The following is a 19,083-nucleotide window of genomic DNA, read 5'->3' on the forward strand; positions in this document are numbered from 1 at the left end:
GCACCGACCTGTCCGTGCATTCCGCCGAGCACCTACGGTTCGTCGCCGACGAACTCAACGACCGTCCCCGCAAAACCCACGACTGGCATACTCCAGCCGAGAAGCTCAACGAATTATTCGATGGTGCAACGACCGCATGAATTCGCCTTGTTCCAGCTACCAAAAAGGCGCACGAGCGCGAAGCGCCTACGCCAGGCCCGACAGCGGCGGCGGGGTGTTCTCGTCGCGCCAGGCGATGGCCTCCTTCAGCGTGCCGAGGTCGTAGTCGGGACCGCCCACGCCCACGGTGAAGAGGGTGACGCCGGCGTCGACCCGGGCCGCCGCGTCGTCGACGCCCGGCCACGACGTCGAGTGCTGGATGCTGTCGGGGCTGCGCCCGGCGCTGCGGGCGTGCTCGGCGAGGATCCCCGACTTACGTTGGTAGGTGTCCACGTCGCTGAAGCTGTGCCAGATGTCGCCGTATTTGCCGACCAGCGGCAACGTCTTCTTCTCGCCGCCGCCGCCGATGAGGATCGGAATGTGCCGGGTGGGTGCGGGTTCCAGCTTCTCGAAGCGGGCGGTGATCCGCGGGAGGTACTCGCCGAGCAGATTGATGCGCGACCCGGCGGTGCCGAATTCGTAGCCGTACTCGTCGTAGTCGCGCTCGAACCAGCCGGCGCCGATGCCCAGGATCAGACGTCCGCCGCTGATGTGGTCGACGGTCCGGGCCATGTCGGCGAGGAGATCCGGGTTGCGGTAGCCGGCGCATGTGACGAGCGCGCCGATCTCCACCCGTTCCGTCTGTTCGGCGAACGCCCCGAGCATCGTCCAGCATTCGAAGTGCGCGCCGTCGGGGTCACCGGACAGCGGGTAGAAGTGATCCCAGTTGAAGACGATGTCGACGCCGGCGTCCTCGGCCCACAGCACCGCGTCGCGGATCATCCCGTAGTCGGGCGCGTGTTGCGGCTGAAGTTGGACGCCGATGCGAACTGGACGAGTCATTCTGGCTCCTCGGAGTAGACGGTGGGCCTTCTCGATCCATACTGCTCGCGCGACGGCCGGGCGCACAACGAACTGCCGTGGAAGACTGGGCGTGTGAAGGTCACCCAGCGGCCTGACCCGCCAACCGGCTTCCGGCGGGCATTCTTCCGCGCGCCGATCTACCTCTACCGCTGCCACCTGGGATTCCTGTTAGGCGGCCGGTTTCTGCTCCTCGAACACGTGGGGCGCAAGTCCGGCGCCCGCAGGCAGGTCGTGCTCGAGGTGGTCAACCACGACGCCGTCGGCGACGGGTACGTGCTGGCTGCGGGGTTCGGTCCCAAGTCCGATTGGTACCGGAACCTGCGGGCGCAGCCGAACGCGACGGTCCAGGTGGGCCGTCGGCGAGTGTCCGTGACAGCCGAATTCCTCGATGCCGAGACCGGCGCGGACTTCATGGCGCACTACGCGGCGGAGCATCCGAAACTCGGGATGCGGATCGCCCGGGGCATGGGCTTCGACGTCGACGGCAGCGCGTCCGACTTCCGGGCCGCGGGCCGCGAGATCCGGTTCGTCAGGCTGCGCCCCCGCGACTGACGGTCCTCAGTTCAGCCGCACCCCGCCGGCGAGGAGCATGGTCCGCAGGACGAACGCCGCCTCGGGGCCGATGATCTCCCCGACCAGGGTGAGGTAGCGGTCCACGTACTCCGGGCCGTGCGGTGCGACCGTCGGGAATTCGGGATCGGACGGGTCGAGGTGGTGGGCGATCTCGTGCAGCACCACCAATTCGCGGAACGCCCAGGCGTTGCCGTTCCGGTGCTCGGGTACCGCGATTGTCGCGCAATCGCTTTCGTAGTGCGCGGCTTTGTTGCCCGACCTTGCCCGGACGTGGATCGGGGTGGCCGCCCGCGTCCACGTGGACCGCACCCAGTTCAGGGCGAGGACGCGGTCGACGTAGTGCTGCACCGAATCGATGGACGCGAACTTACGTTCCACCGGCAGCGTCACCTGCGAACCCAGGACGTCGACGACCCGCAGGCCGCGTTCGTCGGCGCGGTCGAACATGGTGCGCACCAACGCCTCCGCGTCGTACACGGCGGTGCGCTGGGTGTCGCGGGGTCGCTTCACGACGGGATCTGTCTGCGCGCGACCGACAGTTCGGGGGAATTGCTCAACCGGGCGGTCCGGGCGGCGCGATCCCCCGCCCGCTGTGCACTCGACGAATGTCCGGCGGACGCCCGGCCACCCCGCCAGGTGCCCCGGGCCTGCGAGTTCTCCGAGTAGTAGTCCTTCAGCTCGAGCTGCTTGTCGCGCAGGACCAGCGCCGTCTCCGCCGACGATTCCGGCACCGACACCGCCTGCTCCTCGGCCTCCTTCTTGGCGTCGGCGAGGCGCTGCCCGATCCGCGCGGCGTAGGCGAGCTGGAAGTTCAACCGGGCGGTAACGCCGGCGACGGGGCGTCGCACCCGGGTCGAGACCCGGCGGCGTCCACGTGTCTCGACCTGTGTCCGGACCGTCGTCTCGCCGCGGTACTCCCCGGACTTGATGTAGGCGTCCGACGCCCGGACCATCTGGATCAGCAGGCTCGCATACAGGGCCTCGCAGACGTCGATATCGCCGGCGAACCCGTACGCGTAGATGACGGCCGACGTCTGGGCGATGTCGCACTGCACGTCGTTGGCGGCGGCGATCGCCAGGAACAGCTGCGCGTACGTCCGCAGACCCTTCTTGCCCGGTTCACCGATCGTGATCAGCCGTTGCGTGGGCGTCGCCTGCCTCTCCCGGCCTGCCGCGTGGGCGCGCGCCACCGCGAGGTCGATCGAGGAGGCGGTGGCGAGCCGCTGGGCCGCCGCCATGAAGGCCTCGCCCTCGTGCGGGTTGTCGGTGGATTCCGCCTGCCGGAGGAGCCCACCGATGCGGGTCAGCATCTTGTCGGAACTCACCAGGGCAGGCTATCGCCCGTGCGCCTTTCTGGTCGTTCCCGCTACCAAAAAGGCGCACGGGCGCGAAGCGCTCTGCGTTCACACGGTATTCACGACCCCGTTTCATTGGGGCGTTCATCCCCAGCTGTGGAGAAACCTGTACATGAATCCGACCAACATGATTCGGACCGAGGGGAATTCGTACCGGACCACCCACAGGTGAGTGAGAAAGTGTGTCAACAGGTACATTTTCACGCACCTGAGCGCGGCGCCGGGTAGAAGGGACTTCGACGTTCATGGCCACAGTGACCTATGACGGTGCCACCTGCCTGTTCCCCGGCTCGGACAAGCCGGCCGTCGACACGCTCGACCTGAAGATCGAGGACGGCGAGTTCCTGGTCCTGGTCGGCCCGTCCGGCTGCGGCAAGTCGACGTCGCTGCGGATGCTGGCGGGGCTCGAGGACGTCCACAGCGGGCGGATCCTCATCGGTGACCGCGACGTCACCACGCAGGAACCCAAGGAACGCGACATCGCGATGGTGTTCCAGAACTACGCGCTGTACCCGCACATGTCGGTGGCCGAGAACATGGGTTTCGCGCTCAAGCTCGCCGGCGCCGCGAAGGACGACATCCGCACGCGCGTCGAGGAGACCGCGAAACTCCTCGACCTCGAGCCGTACCTGGACCGCAAACCGAAGGCGCTGTCCGGCGGTCAGCGGCAGCGCGTGGCGATGGGACGCGCCATCGTCCGGCAGCCGCAGGTGTTCCTGATGGACGAGCCGCTGTCCAACCTCGACGCCAAGCTCCGGGTGCAGACGCGCACCCAGATCGCGCAGCTGCAGCGGCGCCTCGAGACGACGATGGTGTACGTGACGCACGACCAGGTCGAGGCTATGACCATGGGCGATCGGGTGGCCGTGCTGAAGGACGGGGTGCTGCAGCAGTGCGCGTCGCCGCGTGACCTCTACAACCGGCCCGCGAACGTGTTCGTCGCCGGTTTCATGGGTTCGCCTTCGATGAACCTCTTCACGCTGCCGATCACCCCGGACGGGGTGCTGCTCGGCGACGCGACCATCCCGCTGCCCCGGCAGCTGCGGTCCGACACCGACGAGCGCCAGGTGGTCGTCGGGATCCGTCCGGAGCACCTGGAACTGTCGACCACCGGCATCCCGATGGAGGTGGCGGTGGTGGAGGAACTCGGATCCGACGCCTACATCTACGGCCGCAGCACCGTCAACGGTGAGACGCAGCAGTTGGTGGCCCGCGCCGACTGGCGGAACCCGCCCCGCAAGGGTGACCTGGTGAAACTGCACGTCGACCCGTCGCAGGTGCACCTGTTCTCGGCGTCCGAGGGGTACCGGCTCAGCTGATCGCGGCGCCTCCTGACCGATTCAGGACGGGGGTAATGCAGGCTTTCGACGGTGTTCCATGCCACAGTATGTCTCGACACCGCGCCGGTGCCGCGAGTTCTGTCGTGCCGGTAACGGGTTCATCCACATCTACCTACGGGGAGACTCCATGGTTCAGATTTCGAGAGCGGTCCGGCGCGCCGCGGTGTTTGCCACCGCCGCCTCGCTGGTCACGCTCACCGCTTGCTCGAGCGACAGCGGCAGCGATTCCACGTCGGAGAACCTCGACGGCCGCGGACCCATCACGTACGTCGAGGGCAAGGACACCACCGAGACCGGTGTCGTCCGCCAGATCATCGACGCGTGGAACGCTGAGCACCCGGACGAGCAGGTGACGTTCAAGGAGCAGTCGAACGACGCCGATCAGGCGCACGACGACCTGGTCCAGCACCTGCAGGCCAAGCAGTCCGACTACGACGTCGTCGCACTCGACGTCCCCTGGACCGCGGAGTTCGCGGCCAAGGGCTGGCTGCAGCCGCTGACCGGCGAGTTCGCGGTGGACAACACCGGAATCCTCCCCGCCACGGTCGACAGCGCCACCTACAACGGCACCCAGTACGCGGCGCCGAAGAACACCAACGGCGGCCTGCTGTACTACCGCAGCGACCTGCTGCCCGCCGCACCGAAGACGTGGGCCGAGCTGTCCGCGGCGTGTGAGGTCGCGAAGACCAACAACATCGACTGCTACGCCGGTCAGTTCGCACCGTACGAGGGCCTGACGGTGAACACCGCCGAGGTCATCAACGCGTACGGCGGCTCGTTCGTCGGCGAAGACGGCAAGACCCCCACCGTCGACAGCCCCGAGGCCCGCGCCGGCCTGCAGGTTCTGGTCGACAACTTCAAGAACGGTGACATCCCGGCCCAGGACACCACGTTCAAGGAGCCCGAGAGCCAGAAGGCGTTCGAGGACGGCAAGTCGCTGTTCCTGCGCAACTGGCCGTACGTGTACGGCACCGCCGACAAGGATTCGTCCGCGGTGAAGGGCAAGTTCGCGGTCGCCCCGCTGCCCGGCAAGGACGGCATCGGCGCCTCGACGCTCGGCGGCTACAACGCGGCCATCAGCGCGTACTCCGAGAACAAGGCGACGGCCCGCGACTTCCTCACGTTCCTGCAGGGTGAGCAGGCGCAGCGGATCATCGCCATGGGCTCGCTGCCGCCGGTCCGCGCGGCACTGTACGACGACCCGGAGATCATCGCGGCCTTCCCGTTCATGCCGACGCTGAAGGTGTCGATCGAGAACGCCGTCCCCCGTCCGGTCACGCCGTTCTACCCGGCGGTGTCGAAGGCCGTGCAGGACAACGCCTACGCTGCCATCAAGGGTGAGAAGTCGGTGGATCAGGCGATCACGGACATGCAGTCCGGTATCCAGTCCGCAGGCTCGTAGAGCACAGGAGTGAACATGGCCGTTCCGACTGGGACCTCCAGTGGAGCGCCGGCCCGTCCCGCGGCCGGGGGTTCCGACCCCGGCCGCGGTTCGCGTGAGAAGAGCGAGAACACGCGAAGCTCCGGGCTGAGCGGTCGTCGCGCGTGGATGTTGGTCGTACCGACCCTGGTCGTGCTGGCCGTCGTCATCGGCTACCCGGTGGTCCGGGCAGTGGTGATGTCGTTCCAGAAGGACGCGGGACTCGATCCGACGACCGGCATGTTCGTCGAGGGCGGCTGGGCCGGATTCACCAACTACACGCACTGGATTCTGCAGCAGTGCACGTCCCCGAGCGGAGTGTCGGTGGCGTGCCCGCCCGGCACGCTCGGCTCCCAGTTCTGGTCGGCCGTCGGGAACACCGCGTTCTTCACGGTCGTCACGGTGACTCTCGAGGTCGCGATCGGCCTGTGGATGGCGATCATCATGGGCAAGACGTTCAAGGGCCGCGCACTGCTGCGCGCGGCGGTCCTGATCCCGTGGGCGATCCCGACCGCGGTCACCGCCAAGCTCTGGTACTTCATCTTCGCGTACGACGGCATCGCCAACCGCCTCCTCGGCACCGAGATCCTGTGGACGTCGGACGCCTGGCCGGCCCGGTTCGCGGTGATCATCTCGGACGTCTGGAAGACCACCCCGTTCATGGCCCTGCTGATCCTCGCCGGCCTGCAGATGATCCCGCAGGACGTGTACGAGGCGGCGCGCGTCGACGGCGCCTCCGCCTGGCAGCGGTTCCGGCAGATCACGCTCCCGCTGGTGAAGCCGGCGCTGATGGTCGCCATCCTGTTCCGCACCATGGACGCCCTGCGCATGTACGACCTGCCCGCCATCCTGACCGGCGGCAACCCAGCCACCACGACGGTGTCGATCCTCGTCGTCGACCAGGTGCGGCAAGGGTTCAACAGCGCGTCCGCACTCTCGACCATCACGTTCCTCCTGATCTTCGCGGTGGCATTCGTGCTCGTGAAATTCCTCGGCGCCAACGCCGTCGAAACGCAGGAAGCCCAGCGAAAGGGGCCGAAGCCGTGACCCACCGCGCCCCGGAGCTCGAACTCCCGAGCAAACCCCCCGCCCGCAACCGTCCGACGCGGCTCGCGTTCAAGAACTCCCGCATCTACATCGGCGTCGCGATCATCCTGGTCTGGGGGCTCGCGCCGTTCTACTGGATGATGGTGACGGCGTTCCGCGACCCGGACTACACGTTCGACACCACCCCGTGGCCCACCCACGTCACGCTCGAGAACTTCCAGAACGCACTGTCGACGAGCAGCGGCAACAACTTCACCCGCGCCGTCGTCAACAGCATGATCATCGGCGGAATCACCACCGTCATCGCCCTCGCCGTCGGCATCTTCACCGCCTACGCGCTGGCCCGCATCGAGTTCCGGTTCAAATACGTGGTGGTCGGCATCGTGCTCGGGGCGTCGATGTTCCCCGTCGTCGCCCTGGTCACCCCGCTGTTCCAGCTGTTCACGAACATCGGCTGGATCGGCACCTACCAGGCGATGATCATCCCGAACATCTCGTTCGTCCTGCCGCTCACCATCTACACGCTGACGTCGTTCTTCAAGGAACTTCCCTGGGAACTCGAGGAGGCGGCCCGCATCGACGGTGCCAGTCGCGGTCAGGCGTTCCGGCTGGTGATGTTGCCGCTCGCGGCGCCGGCCCTGTTCACCACGGCCATCCTCGCGTTCATCGCGACCGTCAACGAGTACCTGCTGGCCAGCCAGCTCTCCAGCGACGCCACCGAACCCGTCACCGTCGCGATCGCCCGGTTCTCCGGCAACGACCCGCACGTCGTGCCGTATGCGGCGATCATGGCGGCGGGCACGATCGTCACCATTCCGCTGGTGATCATGGTGCTGCTGTTCCAGCGTCGCATCGTGTCGGGCCTGACGGCCGGCGGCGTGAAAAGCTGACGAGGTATCGGTAGTGCATCCGGTGGCGAAGCGGCAGCGGCTCGAGGTTCTGATCGGGATCCTCGGGTTCTTCACGGTGATGGCTTTCGTCGCCGCGGTCGTCGAGGTGTTCCGCGACGACCCCGGCGTCACCCCCGCGCTGGTGCTGGCCGGGTGTCTGGTGCTGTCGGGGCTGGCGATCACCGCCCGGAACCGGGTGCACTGAAACAGTCCGGTCGGTACGGATAGTTGCTGAGCGGTAGCGCGCCGCGCGCCACGCCCCCGGTCGTTCACATAACATACGTACGGGTGGGTGCGACGATCCTCCGTGACCGGATAACTGACCGGGAGTGTGTAAGTGAGTTCTGGCAACGACGCGACGGACAATCGTGCCTCCGATCCGGGAGACACACCGCCCGCAGACGACGGTTCGGCCGAGGCGACCACCCCACCCCCGGACGGAAAGAAGAAGCGCACCCGGTGGCGCACGGTCCGCCGGGTGAGCCTGGTCGTGATCGCGTTGCTGCTGGTCATCCCGCTCGTCGTCTTCCTGGTCAGTTACATCCGCGCCGAGGTCCCGCGACCGTCGGACATGAAGACCAACCAGGTGGCGACCGTCTTCGCCGCCGACGGCACGACCGAGCTGACCAAGGTGATCCCGCCGGAAGGCAACCGCACGGAGATCGCGCTCGACGCCATCCCGCAGCACGTCCGCGACGCCGTCCTGTCGGCGGAGGACCGCAACTTCTACTCCAACCCCGGGTTCTCGGTTACCGGTTTCATGCGCGCCGCCCGCGACAATGTTCTCGGCAAGGAAAGCGCGGGCGGCGGGTCGACGATCACACAGCAGTATGTCAAGAACGTGCTGGTCGGCGCGGATCGCAACGTGTACCGGAAGATGCGGGAACTCGTGATCTCCACCAAGATGGCCCGCGAGTGGTCCAAGGACGAGATTCTCGCCGCCTACCTGAACACCATTTACTTCGGTCGCGGCGCGTATGGCATCGAGGCGGCGTCGCGCGCGTACTTCGACAAGCCGGTCGGCGATCTCACCGTGGCCGAGGGAGCGGTGCTCGCCTCCGTAATCCAGAGCCCCTCCTACCTCGACCCCGAAGCGAACCTCGACCAGTTGCAGGCGCGCTGGAACTACGTCCTCGACGGCATGGTCTCGATGGGTGTGCTGACCCAGCAGGATCGCAGTGCCGCGGAGTTCCCGGTCACGGCGCCGTCCAACCGGCCCACCGACGCCAACTCCGCGCCCGGACCCGACGGCCTGATCCGCAACCAGGTGCTGCACGAGTTGTCGGATGCGGGGATCTCCGAGCAGACCCTCAACACCGAGGGCCTGCAGATCACCACCACGATCGATCCGAAGGCGCAGCAGTCCGCGATCGACGCCGTCCACGACAACCTCGAGGGTGAGGATCCGGCGCTGCGGACCGCGGTCGTGTCCATCGACCCGCGCACCGGCGGGGTGCGCGCGTACTACGGCGGCGAGGACGGCGCCGGCTTCGACTACGCGCAGGCGCCGCTGCAGACGGGGTCGTCGTTCAAGGTCTTCGGCCTGGCCGCCGCACTGGATCAGGGCATACCGCTCTCGGCCCGGTTCAGCAGCGCCCCGCTGACCGTCGGCAGCGTGCAGATCGGCAACGTCGAGGGCGAGTCCTGCGGCACGTGCACGATCGCGGAGGCGACGAAGCGATCGCTGAACACGAGTTTCTACCGGTTGATGATGTCGTTGGACAACGGCCCGCAGGCCATCGCCGACGCCGCCCACAAGGCGGGGATCCCGGAGTTCATCCCCGGAGTGCAGGGCAAGACGCTCAGCGAGAACGGCGGCGAACCGGAGGGCGGCATCGTCCTCGGCCAGTACCTGTCGCGGCCGATCGACATGGCGTCGGCGTATGCGACGCTCGCCGCGTCCGGGGTCTATCACCAGCCGTACTTCGTGCAGCGCGTCGTGACCGCCGACGGTGTCGTGCTCCTCGACCGGGCACCCAGCCCCGGCGAACAGCGACTCGACCCGGCCGTCGCCGACAACATCAGCCAGGCCCTGATGCCGATCGCCTCCTACTCGCGGGGGCACGCGCTGGCGGGGGGACGCCCGTCCGCGGCGAAGACCGGCACCGCGCAACTCGGTGACACCGGTGAGAACAAGGACGCCTGGATGGTCGGCTACACACCGTCACTGTCGACGGCGGTGTGGATCGGCAAGGCCGACGCCACCGCCATCAACAACACCTGGGGCGGATTGATCTACGGTTCGGGTCTGCCGTCCGACATCTGGAAAGACACGATGGACGGCGCGCTCGAGGACACCGACTGGGAAGACTTCCCGTGGCCCGACCCGATCGGCGGTCAGGCCGGCGTGCCGACGTGGAGCGGTCAAACCGGCGGCGACGGAACAGCTCCCGGCACCAGCGGGGTGGTCCCACCGCCCGGCGCGCCCACCCCTGCACCCGTCGAGGTTCCGCCCCCGGCGGCCGTCCCGGTGCCGCCTGTCCCGCCGGTACCCGCACCGGTCCCGGCGCCGACGCAGATCGAAATCCTGCCGGGCGTCATCATCCCGCTGCCGGGTTAGCCGAGGTTCTGGAACCCGCCGCGCGGCGGAGTCCGGTGCGGCAGCACCACAACTCGCAGCGCGGCGCGCAGGCTTTCCTTCGTCTTGGCCCACGCCCGCGACTCGTCCTCGCACATGGCTGCCTCTTCGGCGTCCTCCTCGCGGGCGAGTTCGGCATTGTGGCGCCACTCGATCTCCTGCTCGGAGCAGAGGCGGAGGAATTCAAGGATGGTGTCGCGGTCGCGTCCGCAGATTTCCGCGACGTCGTCGGGGTCGAGGCCGCTCTCGGAGTCGAGGTGGATCAGGGTCACGAGGGCGGCGGGGAACTCGTCCGCGCATTCGTGCTCGGCGGACGAGGACGTGGCCTCGGGCGTGGAATTGAGTTTGCCGCCAAGCTTTTCGGCGAACGCGTCATCGATGGTGTCCACGAAATGCTCGAACATCCGGAACACCGACACCAGATGATCGGCGACGAACGGTGACCCGTCGACACGCATGACGGCGACCACGTTGTCGACGATGAGCAGGAACTTGATGTCGGGCCACTGGCGGTTGAGGTCGGCGAGAGCTTCCGCCGTGCGCGTGCGATCACTGATCGTGTGGACCACGCGGGCGAACACCTCGACGCGGGCGTCTTCCTCGATCGCCCGCACATACGTGGGGAGGTCGCCGACCCACACGAGGATGTCGCCGTCCGCGTCCTTGCCCGGTTCCTGCTCGAGCATGGCCTCGACCGCGGCGTCGACACGGTCGCGCAACCCGGTGCCGTCGCGCAGCTGGGCGGGGACGTCGGCGGTACCGAACTCGGCGGTCTCGTCCCGGCCGCCGGTGATCGCCTTCAGGAACGAGGGGTGCAGAAGGTCCCAGATCTCCCGGAACACGGTGACCGTCATCGACGCCAGCAGGTGGGCGTCCTCCCGGTCGGCGTCGAGGTAGTACGACGCGGAACCGTTGCCCTCGTCGACGTGCTCGCACAGGTCGGGGCGGTTCCAGCCGAGTTCGATCAGCCGCTCGTGCTCCTCCGCGGTGAGCGCCCGCGCCGGGTGCAGGAAGCGGTTGGACGGCACCTCGCACCGCACCTTGTCGCCGGCCCAGGCGAAGAACCGCACACACGCGGCGGTCTCGACGAGGCCCTCGTCGACGCTGTCGTACTGCGATTGCAGCACCAGTTCGTCGTCGTCCTCCATCGCGTGCACGTAGCCGGTCAGACGGTCCTGGAGCTCGGTCCAGGCGTCGTCGATCTCGCGATCGAAAGTGTTGTCGGACATCACGCCTCCCTCGATGAATCCTGGGTGTCACCGTAGAGGGAGGGTCTGACAAGAAGTCGAACACAAAGGCGAATGCACCTTTCGTCGCCGTGAAGACGACGAAAGGTGCATTCGCCGGGAGCTGAGCGACCTATGCGCTCGGTAAAGCTGCGTGGATTACTCCGCGCCGATGATGAACGCCTCGAGCTCGATGCGAGCCTTGTCGTCCGCCATCTGGACCGGCGGGGACTTCATCAGGTACGCGGACGCCGGGTAGACGGGTCCGCCGATGCCGCGGTCCTTGGCGATCTTGGCTGCGCGGACGGCGTCGATGATGATGCCTGCCGAGTTCGGGGAGTCCCAGACCTCGAGCTTATACTCCAGGTTCAGCGGAACGTCACCGAACGCGCGACCCTCGAGGCGGACGTACGCCCACTTGCGGTCGTCGAGCCAGCCGACGTGGTCCGACGGGCCGATGTGCACGTTGCCCGGACCGAGGTCGCGGGTCAGGTTCGACGTCACGGCCTGCGTCTTGGAGATCTTCTTCGACTCCAGGCGGTCACGCTCGAGCATGTTCTTGAAGTCCATGTTGCCGCCGACGTTCAGCTGCATGGTGCGGTCGAGCTGCACGCCGCGGTCTTCGAAGAGCTTCGCCATCACGCGGTGGGTGATGGTGGCGCCGACCTGCGACTTGATGTCGTCGCCGACGATCGGGACGCCGGCGTCCTTGAACTTCGCGGCCCACTCGGGATCGGAGGCGATGAACACGGGCAGGGCGTTGACGAACGCGACATTCGCGTCGATGGCGCACTGGGCGTAGAACTTGTCGGCGTCCTCGGAACCCACGGGCAGGTACGAGACCAGCACGTCGACCTTGGCGTCCTTCAGAGCCTTGACGACGTCGACGGGCTCGGCCTCGGAGATCTCGATGGTCTCGGCGTAGTACTTGCCGATGCCGTCGAGGGTGGGGCCGCGCAGCACCGGAACGTCGGCCGGCGGGACGTCGGCAATCTTGATGGTGTTGTTCTCGCTGGCGAAGATGGCCTCGGACAGGTCGAATCCGACCTTCTTGGCGTCGACGTCGAACGCGGCGACGAACTGCACGTCGCGCACGTGGTACTTGCCGAACTTGACGTGCATGAGGCCGGGAACGGTCGCCGTCTCGTCGGCGTCCTTGTAGTACTGCACGCCCTGAACCAAGGACGAGGCACAGTTCCCCACGCCCACAATGGCTACGCGCACCGCGGTGCTGTTCTCACCCATGGTCGGGTTCTCCTTCTTTCTTAGGTGTTGCTGTCGATTGCTCGGCGGCGATCAGCTCGTTGAGCCAGCGCACTTCACGCTCACTGGATTCGAGGCCGAGCTGGTGGAGCTGCTTGGTGTAGCGATCCAGCGTGCCGCTTGCTCTGCCGATCGCGTCTCGAAGCCCCTCCCGGCGCTCCTCGACCTGGCGTCGTCTGCCTTCGAGAATCCGCATCCGCGCCTCGGCGGGGGTGCGGCTGAAGAAGGCGAGATGAACGCCGAATCCATCGTCGGTGTAGTTCTGCGGACCCGTGTCGGCGACCAGTTCCTTGAACCGCTCCTTGCCGATCGGCGTGAGCTGGTAGACGCGGCGGGCGCGACGTTTGACGGTCCCCGGAGGACCTGCGTCCTCGGCGATCAAACCGTCTGCCTGCATGCGTCGGAGCGTCGGATAGAGGGAACCGTAGGAGAAGGCGCGGAATGCACCCAGGAGTCCCGTCAACCGCTTGCGTAGCTCGTATCCGTGCATGGGTGACTCGTGGAGCAGCCCGAGAATTGCCAATTCGAGCATGTCCACCCCCTGAGTCGCCCGACCTAACCGTGTGATGCGATTCAAAACTATATCGCACCGATATATAGGACGATACGCCCGCTCGATACATGGGACAAGCCGTCACAGGTTATTGACCCTGGTCCGGGCGCGCGGAATCGCCGACGATGCGTCAGGGGGCGGGACAGCCGCCCGGACGCTCAGTCCTCGAACGGGTAGATGTCGAACGGCTCGCCGTCGAATCCGACGACCATGTGCCCGCTGTCGCCGTCGGCGTTCTTCACGTGGATGGAGATGGTCGGCGGTCCGTCGTCGGAGCCGGGTTCGTAGCCGAAGGACACGATCTCCACCGCACCGTCGGGGACACGCAGCGTTTCGGGTGCCCCGGCGAGCAGTCCGGCGATCGCGACCTGGTCGACGGTGCCGAGGTCGAAGGACCTCTCGTCGGCGGCGCGGCTGGAGGAACTGCCCCAGTCGTCGAACTCGCCGTCGTAGAGGTAGGAATCGGACTGCCTCGCGTTTCCGGAGGCCGGCCGGTCGACGACGGCGTGTTCCGGGTAGAGGCCGAGGTCGTCGGCGACGGTGTCGCCGTACTCGGCGCGGTACTCGTCGAGGAAGAAGTGCAGGCCGGCGCCGGTGGTCAGGTTCGGCACCGACTTCGACGGGCCGAGATCGCTGTTCGCGACGGCCCCGGCGATGCCGCCGACGGCGGCCGCGGCGACGACGAGGATCGCGGCGTACACCCACCGCCGGGGCGATCGTCGGCGGCGCGGCGACACGACGGGACTGGCCGCGAGCCTGCTGGGGATCTGGAGGTCCCCGATCAGGCGTTCGAGTTCGTCGAACGTCTTCGCCCGCATCGCGGTGGAGGTGCGCGAGGTGTGTTCCGAGGCGGACAGTTGACCGTCGGCGAGGGCGGCGTCGAGCAGCCCGCACGCATCGGCGCGGTCGGAGTCGCGGGCGCGGACACCGGCGAGTGTGGTCCTGGGCATCTGCGTCCTATCGGCCGAAGGGACGGACGCTCAGGGGTTCGCCGGACGGGGCGAGCTCCATGTATCCGCTCTCGCTGAACTCGTTGGTCACGTAGATCGACACGGTGGGACCGCCGCTGTCGGTCTGGAACGAGATGTGACTGACTTTTCCGTCGGGGACGTTCAGGCTCACCGGGGCACCCGCGACCGTCCCGCCGATCCTGTCGAGGTTCAGCGTCGACAAGTCGAACACGGGGGTGTCGACCTTCCGGGTGGTCGGGGTGCCGGACGGCGTGAAGCCGCCGCGGTAGCCGTAGCTCACCATCCGGTTCGGTTCGAGTGGGAGCGCGCGTTCGAGGCTGGCGTGGCCACCCTCGTAGAGGGTGAGGTCGTCGACGATCAGGTCGCCGAACTTGGCGCGGTACCGGTCGAGGAACACCTTCATGCCCTCGGGGGACACGGGGTTCGGGGTCGCGACGACCAGCGGTTCGACGGCATCGAAATCGATCTGCTGCGCGACGGGCGTCACGGTGGCCTCCGCGTCGTCGCCGGCGGCGAGGGTGAAGGCGCCGACCGCCGCCACGACCGCGACCGCGGCGACGGCGAGCGGGAACCAGGGCTTGGCGGTGTCGCGCGGGGGCCGTGCGTCCGGCGGTGCGTCGGCGGGCCGTTGCAGGTCACCGACCAGAACGTCCAGGTCGGCGAGGGTGCGGGCCTCCGAGGCTAGGTCGGACATCGCACGGTGCTCGGACTTGTTGATCTGGCCGTCGCCGAACGCGGCATCGAGCAGCGCGGACGTGTTGGCTCGATCGACGTCTCGCGCCCGCGTGTTCGCGGGGTATCGGCTGGCCACCCGAGGATCTTAGAGCGCAAACCGCTAGTTCGCGGGGTTCACCTGCCACACGTCTCCGCCGAGGGTCGCCCGCAGATAACCCCCACCGGTCTGGGCCTTGTCGTAGACGTACACGTTGATGGCGGGTCCCTTGCCGCCGTCGGCGAGGAGGACGTGCCCGATGCTGCCGTCCGGGACGCCGACCAGCCGGGGTGCGTCGGCGATGAGCGCGACGAGTTTGGGGACGTCGACCTGGGCGAGGTCGACCTCGCCGGTTCCGGGGAGGCGCTGCGTGCGGGTGTCCGACGTCTTGAATCCGCCGCGGAAGTCGTACCGGTCGACCTTGTCGGGGGCGTCCGGCGCCGTCCGCGACAGGATCGCGTACTGGTCGTACAACCCCAGTTCGTGGACGGTGAGGTCGCCGAACTTCTGCCGGTACTGCTCGAAGAGGGCGTAGATCCCGTCCTGGGTGAGGGGCTGCGCCGCACCGACGATGATCGGCTCGACCGCGGGTACCGCGACCTCCGGCTGGGCGAGGGGCTTTTCGACCTGCGCCGGGACGGGTGTGACGGCGGGGTCGGGGCCGTCCTGCTCGGTGAGCGCGAGACCGATCGCGCCGACCGCGATCACCGCCCCGCACGCGACCGCGATCCGCAGCGCCAGGCGGGGTGATCCCGGGGTCCGGACGGGTGCCTGTTCCGTGACCGCCGACGGCAGTTGCAGGTCGCTGATCAGCAGGTTCAGCTCGGACAGGGTCTTCGCGGACATGGCCTGCGCGGACCGGTCGTGGTACTCGCCGGCGCCGAGCTGGCCGTCGGCGTACGCGGCGTCGAGTTGGCTGCACGCATTGACCCGGTCGAGGTCACGTGCGCGAGTCTGCGAGGACGGTCCTGAGGCCACATCGGCATCGTAGTGCGGCAACCGGGTTTGACCAGCGTCACTCGACCGACCCCTTCTCTCCGAACGCGACGCACGTACTCTGGTCTCCGTGCGGATACAGCGGCAGGTGGTTGACTATGCGCTTCAGCGCCGGTCTCTCCTGGCCGAGGTCTACTCGGGCAGGACGGGTGTCAAGGAGGTCTGTGACGCCAGCCCCTACCTGCTTCGTGCCGCAAAGTTCCACGGCAAGGGCAGTGACGTGGTGTGCCCGATCTGCCGTAAGGAGCAGTTGACTCTGGTTTCCTGGGTCTTCGGCGACAAGTTGGGCCCGGTGTCGGGTTCGGCTCGTACGGCCGAGGAGTTGGTGCGTCTCGCGTCCACTCAGGAGGAGTTCTCGGTTCACGTGGTCGAGGTGTGCCGGACATGCAGCTGGAACCATTTGGTTCAGTCCTATGTTCTCGGTACCGTTCCCGCACCGAAACGGCCCAGGCGGTCGTCGCCACGGCCTCGGCCCCCGAGCCGTCGCACCGCGAGCGAGTAGACACGCCCGAACACGGACGCGGGCCGAAGAATGCCCACAGACGTAACGCAGGACTGAAGCCGGTCCACAACCACTGGAGATTTGTACGTGAGTTCCCCCCGCAGCAACGCCCCGGGTGATCGACCGAACGGACCGAGACGACCGAGTGGCCCCCCGCCACAGGGGCGCCCCGGAGGTCCACCACCCCGCGGCGGACAGCCTGCGGGTGGTCCCCCGCCGCGTCGAATGCCGCCTCCGCCCCCGCAGGGTGGTGGCCGTCCCCCCGGCCCGCCGCCGCGTCGTCCCGGTCCGCCGCCGCAGGGTGGTGGCCGGCCGCCCGGTCCCCCGCCGCGCCGTCCCGGTCCCCCGCCCGGACGTCCCGCGGGTGCGCCCCCGGTGGCGCGCAACCAGTCGGGCCCCGGTGGGCGCCCACCAGGACCGCCGCCGTCGAACGGCCGCAAGACCGGTGGCGGCCGCGGTGGCGAACCGCCGAAGGGTGGAAAGAAGACGGCTGTGAAGAAGTCGCGGTGGAAGATCGTGCGCCGGACGGCGTACGCGTGTGTCGCGCTGGGTCTGATCATCCCGATCCTGCTGTTCATGGCGGCCTACGTCGTCCAGGACGTTCCGCGTCCCGGCGACCTCAAGACCAACCAGGTGGCCACGATCTACGCGTCCGACGGCACGTCGGTGCTGAGCAAGGTGGTGCCGCCGGAGGGCAACCGCACCGAGGTGACGCTCGACCAGATCCCGAAGCACACCCGTGACGCGGTGCTCGCTGCCGAGGACCGGGACTTCTACTCGAACCCCGGCTTCTCGATCGGTGGTTTCGCGCGTGCCGCCCGCGACAACGTCCTGGGCAAGGACAGCGCCGGTGGTGGCTCGACCATCACACAGCAGTACGTGAAGAAGACGATGGTCGGTTCCGAGCGTTCGCTGACGCGAAAGATGAAGGAACTCGTCATCTCGTCGAAGATGGCGCGTGAGTGGTCCAAGGACGACATCCTCGCCGCGTACCTGAACACCATCTACTTCGGGCGTGGTGCGTACGGCATCGCGGCCGCGTCGAAGGCGTATTTCAACAAGCCCGTCGACCAGTTGACGGTCGAGGAGAGCGCGGTGCTGGCGTCGTCGATCCAGCTGCCGTCGCTGCTCGACCCGGAGACCAACCCGGAGGGTGCGCAGGCGCGCTGGAACTACGTGCTCGACGGCATGGTATCGGCGGGGACGCTCCAACAGTCGGCCCGGTCGGTGATGCAGTACCCGCCGTACGTGCCGATCGCTCAGGTCGACAACGGCAACCAGGATTCCGGACCGGAGGGCCTGATCAAGAACCAGGTTCTGCGGGAGCTGGGTGAGGCCGGGATCAGCGAGCAGCTACTCAACACCGAGGGCCTCGAGATCACCACCACGATCGACCCGGTCGCCCAGGCGGCGGCCGTGGATTCGGTCCGCTCGAACATGGAGGGTGAGCCGGAGAACCTGCGCACCGGTGTCGTGTCGGTCGACCCGAAGACCGGCGCGGTGCGGGCATACTACGGCGGCGAGGACGGTGGCGGCTACGACTTCGCGAACGCCGGCCTGCAGACCGGTTCCTCGTTCAAGGTGTTCGGTCTCGCCGCGGCCCTCGACCAGGGCATCCCGCTGTCTCAGATGTACGACAGCTCGGAGCTGACCGTCAACGGCATCACCATCAGCAACGTCGAGGGCGAGGGCTGCGGCACCTGCACCATCGCCGAGGCGCTGAAGCGGTCGCTGAACACCAGCTTCTACCGTCAGGAACTCGAACTCGACGGCGGACCGCAGGCAATCGCCGACATGGCCCACAAGGCGGGCATCCCCAAGGAGATCCCCGGCGTCGGACCTTCGCTGACCGAGCCCGACGGCAGTGGTCCCAACAACGGCATCGTGCTCGGCCAGTACCAGTCGCGGGTCCTCGACATGGCGTCGTCGTACGCCACGCTGGCCGCGTCGGGCACGTACCACGCCCCGCACTTCGTGCAGAAGGTCGTGAGTGCGGACGGGACGGTGCTGCTCGACCGCGGCGGCGACACCGGTGAGGACCGCATCGACAAGGACGTCGCCGACAACGTGACGTCGGCTATGGAGCCGATCGCCGGGTACTCGCGCAATCACAACCTGGCAGGCGGACGCCCGTCGGCGGCGAAGACCGGTACCGCGCAGCTCGGCGACACCGGCCAGAACAAGGACGCCTGGATGGTCGGGTACACCCCGTCGCTGTCCACGGCGGTGTGGGTCGGCACCACCGACGGTCAGGCGCTGAAGAACAGCGGCGGCGCCATGATCTACGGTTCCGGTCTGCCTTCCGACATCTGGAAGGACACGATGGACGGCGCCCTCGACGGCACCGACGTCGAGAAGTTCCCGAAGCCGGGTTCCATCGGTGGTCAGTCGGGTGTCCCGGCCTACTCGGCGCCCGCACCGACCAAGACGTCGGCGCCGCCGTCGAGCACGTTCCAGTTGCCGACGGAACTCGTGCCGCCGGTGGTCGTGACGCCGTCGCCGGTCGAGATCCTGCCCGGCATCACCATCCCGATTCCGGGTCTGGCACCGCGGCAGACCACCCCGGCCCCGGCCGTGCCGGCGGAACCGGAGACGACGACACCGCCGAACGCCGGTAACGGCCAGCAGCAGGTTCCGACCCGTTAACGGCGACCG

General features: G+C 67.7%; 18 protein-coding genes. 9 read left to right on the top strand and 9 right to left on the bottom strand.

The annotated features are described in order from the left end of the window. Window positions 1-186: 186 nt before the first annotated feature. Window positions 187-981 (bottom strand): LLM class F420-dependent oxidoreductase, encoded by a 795-nt coding sequence (locus CA951_RS03665; protein WP_087555583.1) that lies wholly within the window; start codon window positions 979-981, stop codon window positions 187-189. Between the two features lie 93 nt (window positions 982-1,074). Between CA951_RS03665 and CA951_RS03670 the strand changes: the two genes are divergently transcribed. Further along, complete coding sequence (locus CA951_RS03670) at window positions 1,075-1,554, top strand: nitroreductase family deazaflavin-dependent oxidoreductase (RefSeq protein ID WP_087555965.1); 480 nt, start codon at window positions 1,075-1,077, stop codon at window positions 1,552-1,554. Window positions 1,555-1,560: 6 nt separating this feature from the next. Here CA951_RS03670 and CA951_RS03675 read toward each other — a convergent pair whose 3' ends face one another. Then, window positions 1,561-2,085, bottom strand: a complete 525-nt coding sequence (locus CA951_RS03675; RefSeq protein WP_087555584.1) for a TIGR04338 family metallohydrolase — start codon at window positions 2,083-2,085, stop codon at window positions 1,561-1,563. Next, window positions 2,082-2,900, bottom strand: a complete 819-nt coding sequence (locus tag CA951_RS03680; RefSeq protein WP_087555585.1) for a DUF2786 domain-containing protein — start codon at window positions 2,898-2,900, stop codon at window positions 2,082-2,084. The genes CA951_RS03675 and CA951_RS03680 overlap by 4 nt, the downstream gene beginning before the upstream one ends. Window positions 2,901-3,175: 275 nt before the next feature. Between CA951_RS03680 and CA951_RS03685 the strand changes: the two genes are divergently transcribed. The 6 genes from CA951_RS03685 (at window position 3,176) to CA951_RS03710 (ending at window position 10,187) form a co-directional block, all read left to right on the top strand. Next, a complete protein-coding gene (locus CA951_RS03685; RefSeq protein ID WP_087555586.1) occupies window positions 3,176-4,249 on the top strand; it encodes an ABC transporter ATP-binding protein in 1,074 nt (357 codons plus the stop codon). 148 nt (window positions 4,250-4,397) lie between these two features. After that, window positions 4,398-5,672 (top strand): ABC transporter substrate-binding protein, encoded by a 1,275-nt coding sequence (locus CA951_RS03690; protein WP_087555587.1) that lies wholly within the window; start codon window positions 4,398-4,400, stop codon window positions 5,670-5,672. Between the two features lie 15 nt (window positions 5,673-5,687). Further along, entirely contained in the window at window positions 5,688-6,737 is a 1,050-nt protein-coding gene (locus tag CA951_RS03695) for a carbohydrate ABC transporter permease (protein ID WP_087555588.1), read from the top strand. Continuing rightward, on the top strand, window positions 6,734-7,627 hold the full coding sequence (locus CA951_RS03700) for a carbohydrate ABC transporter permease (protein ID WP_087555589.1): 894 nt from the start codon (window positions 6,734-6,736) through the stop codon (window positions 7,625-7,627). The genes CA951_RS03695 and CA951_RS03700 overlap by 4 nt, the downstream gene beginning before the upstream one ends. Before the next feature lie 13 nt (window positions 7,628-7,640). Continuing rightward, window positions 7,641-7,832, top strand: coding sequence for a hypothetical protein (locus tag CA951_RS03705; RefSeq protein WP_087555590.1), 192 nt, complete (start codon window positions 7,641-7,643; stop codon window positions 7,830-7,832). Window positions 7,833-7,964: 132 nt separating this feature from the next. Beyond that, entirely contained in the window at window positions 7,965-10,187 is a 2,223-nt protein-coding gene (locus tag CA951_RS03710; protein ID WP_087555591.1) for a transglycosylase domain-containing protein, read from the top strand. On the opposite strand, the gene CA951_RS03715 is transcribed toward CA951_RS03710, so the two are convergent. The 6 genes from CA951_RS03715 to CA951_RS03740 form a co-directional block, all read right to left on the bottom strand. Further along, window positions 10,184-11,434, bottom strand: coding sequence for a hypothetical protein (locus tag CA951_RS03715; RefSeq protein ID WP_087555592.1), 1,251 nt, complete (start codon window positions 11,432-11,434; stop codon window positions 10,184-10,186). The two genes, CA951_RS03710 and CA951_RS03715, sit on opposite strands and share 4 nt — an antisense overlap. A gap of 156 nt (window positions 11,435-11,590) precedes the next feature. Next, complete coding sequence (locus CA951_RS03720; protein WP_087555593.1) at window positions 11,591-12,676, bottom strand: inositol-3-phosphate synthase; 1,086 nt, start codon at window positions 12,674-12,676, stop codon at window positions 11,591-11,593. Then, a complete protein-coding gene (locus tag CA951_RS03725) occupies window positions 12,669-13,226 on the bottom strand; it encodes a PadR family transcriptional regulator (protein WP_012690437.1) in 558 nt (185 codons plus the stop codon). Before CA951_RS03725 ends, CA951_RS03720 begins: the two co-directional genes overlap by 8 nt. A 179-nt stretch (window positions 13,227-13,405) precedes the next feature. Further along, window positions 13,406-14,197: a DUF1707 domain-containing protein gene (locus tag CA951_RS03730; RefSeq protein WP_087555594.1), complete on the bottom strand. Its 792-nt coding sequence runs from the start codon at window positions 14,195-14,197 to the stop codon at window positions 13,406-13,408. A 7-nt stretch (window positions 14,198-14,204) separates the two neighbouring features. After that, window positions 14,205-15,029 (bottom strand): DUF1707 domain-containing protein, encoded by an 825-nt coding sequence (locus tag CA951_RS03735; protein WP_087555595.1) that lies wholly within the window; start codon window positions 15,027-15,029, stop codon window positions 14,205-14,207. Window positions 15,030-15,053: 24 nt separating this feature from the next. After that, window positions 15,054-15,908, bottom strand: a complete 855-nt coding sequence (locus CA951_RS03740; protein WP_087555596.1) for a DUF1707 domain-containing protein — start codon at window positions 15,906-15,908, stop codon at window positions 15,054-15,056. Window positions 15,909-15,996: 88 nt separating this feature from the next. Here CA951_RS03740 and CA951_RS03745 point away from each other — a divergent pair, with 88 nt between their 5' ends. Together CA951_RS03745 and CA951_RS03750 are read left to right on the top strand one after the other, a co-directional pair. Then, entirely contained in the window at window positions 15,997-16,428 is a 432-nt protein-coding gene (locus tag CA951_RS03745; RefSeq protein ID WP_072947293.1) for a DUF5318 domain-containing protein, read from the top strand. A gap of 375 nt (window positions 16,429-16,803) precedes the next feature. Then, complete coding sequence (locus CA951_RS03750) at window positions 16,804-19,074, top strand: transglycosylase domain-containing protein (RefSeq protein ID WP_306300842.1); 2,271 nt, start codon at window positions 16,804-16,806, stop codon at window positions 19,072-19,074. Window positions 19,075-19,083 lie beyond the last annotated feature (9 nt).

It is taken from the genome of Rhodococcus sp. NCIMB 12038, from assembly GCF_002165735.1.
In the GTDB taxonomy this organism is placed as follows: domain Bacteria; phylum Actinomycetota; class Actinomycetes; order Mycobacteriales; family Mycobacteriaceae; genus Rhodococcus_F.

What these genes read in the sequence shown, in the direction of transcription:
- CA951_RS03665 (WP_087555583.1), bottom strand. Translation starts at nt 981, where the DNA reads ATGACTCGTCCAGTTCGCATCGGCGTCCAACTTCAGCCGCAACACGCG.
- CA951_RS03685 (WP_087555586.1), top strand. Translation starts at nt 3,176, where the DNA reads ATGGCCACAGTGACCTATGACGGTGCCACCTGCCTGTTCCCCGGCTCG.
- CA951_RS03690 (WP_087555587.1), top strand. Translation starts at nt 4,398, where the DNA reads ATGGTTCAGATTTCGAGAGCGGTCCGGCGCGCCGCGGTGTTTGCCACC.
- CA951_RS03695 (WP_087555588.1), top strand. Translation starts at nt 5,688, where the DNA reads ATGGCCGTTCCGACTGGGACCTCCAGTGGAGCGCCGGCCCGTCCCGCG.
- CA951_RS03715 (WP_087555592.1), bottom strand. Translation starts at nt 11,434, where the DNA reads ATGTCCGACAACACTTTCGATCGCGAGATCGACGACGCCTGGACCGAG.
- CA951_RS03720 (WP_087555593.1), bottom strand. Translation starts at nt 12,676, where the DNA reads ATGGGTGAGAACAGCACCGCGGTGCGCGTAGCCATTGTGGGCGTGGGG.
- CA951_RS03725 (WP_012690437.1), bottom strand. Translation starts at nt 13,226, where the DNA reads ATGCTCGAATTGGCAATTCTCGGGCTGCTCCACGAGTCACCCATGCAC.
- CA951_RS03730 (WP_087555594.1), bottom strand. Translation starts at nt 14,197, where the DNA reads ATGCCCAGGACCACACTCGCCGGTGTCCGCGCCCGCGACTCCGACCGC.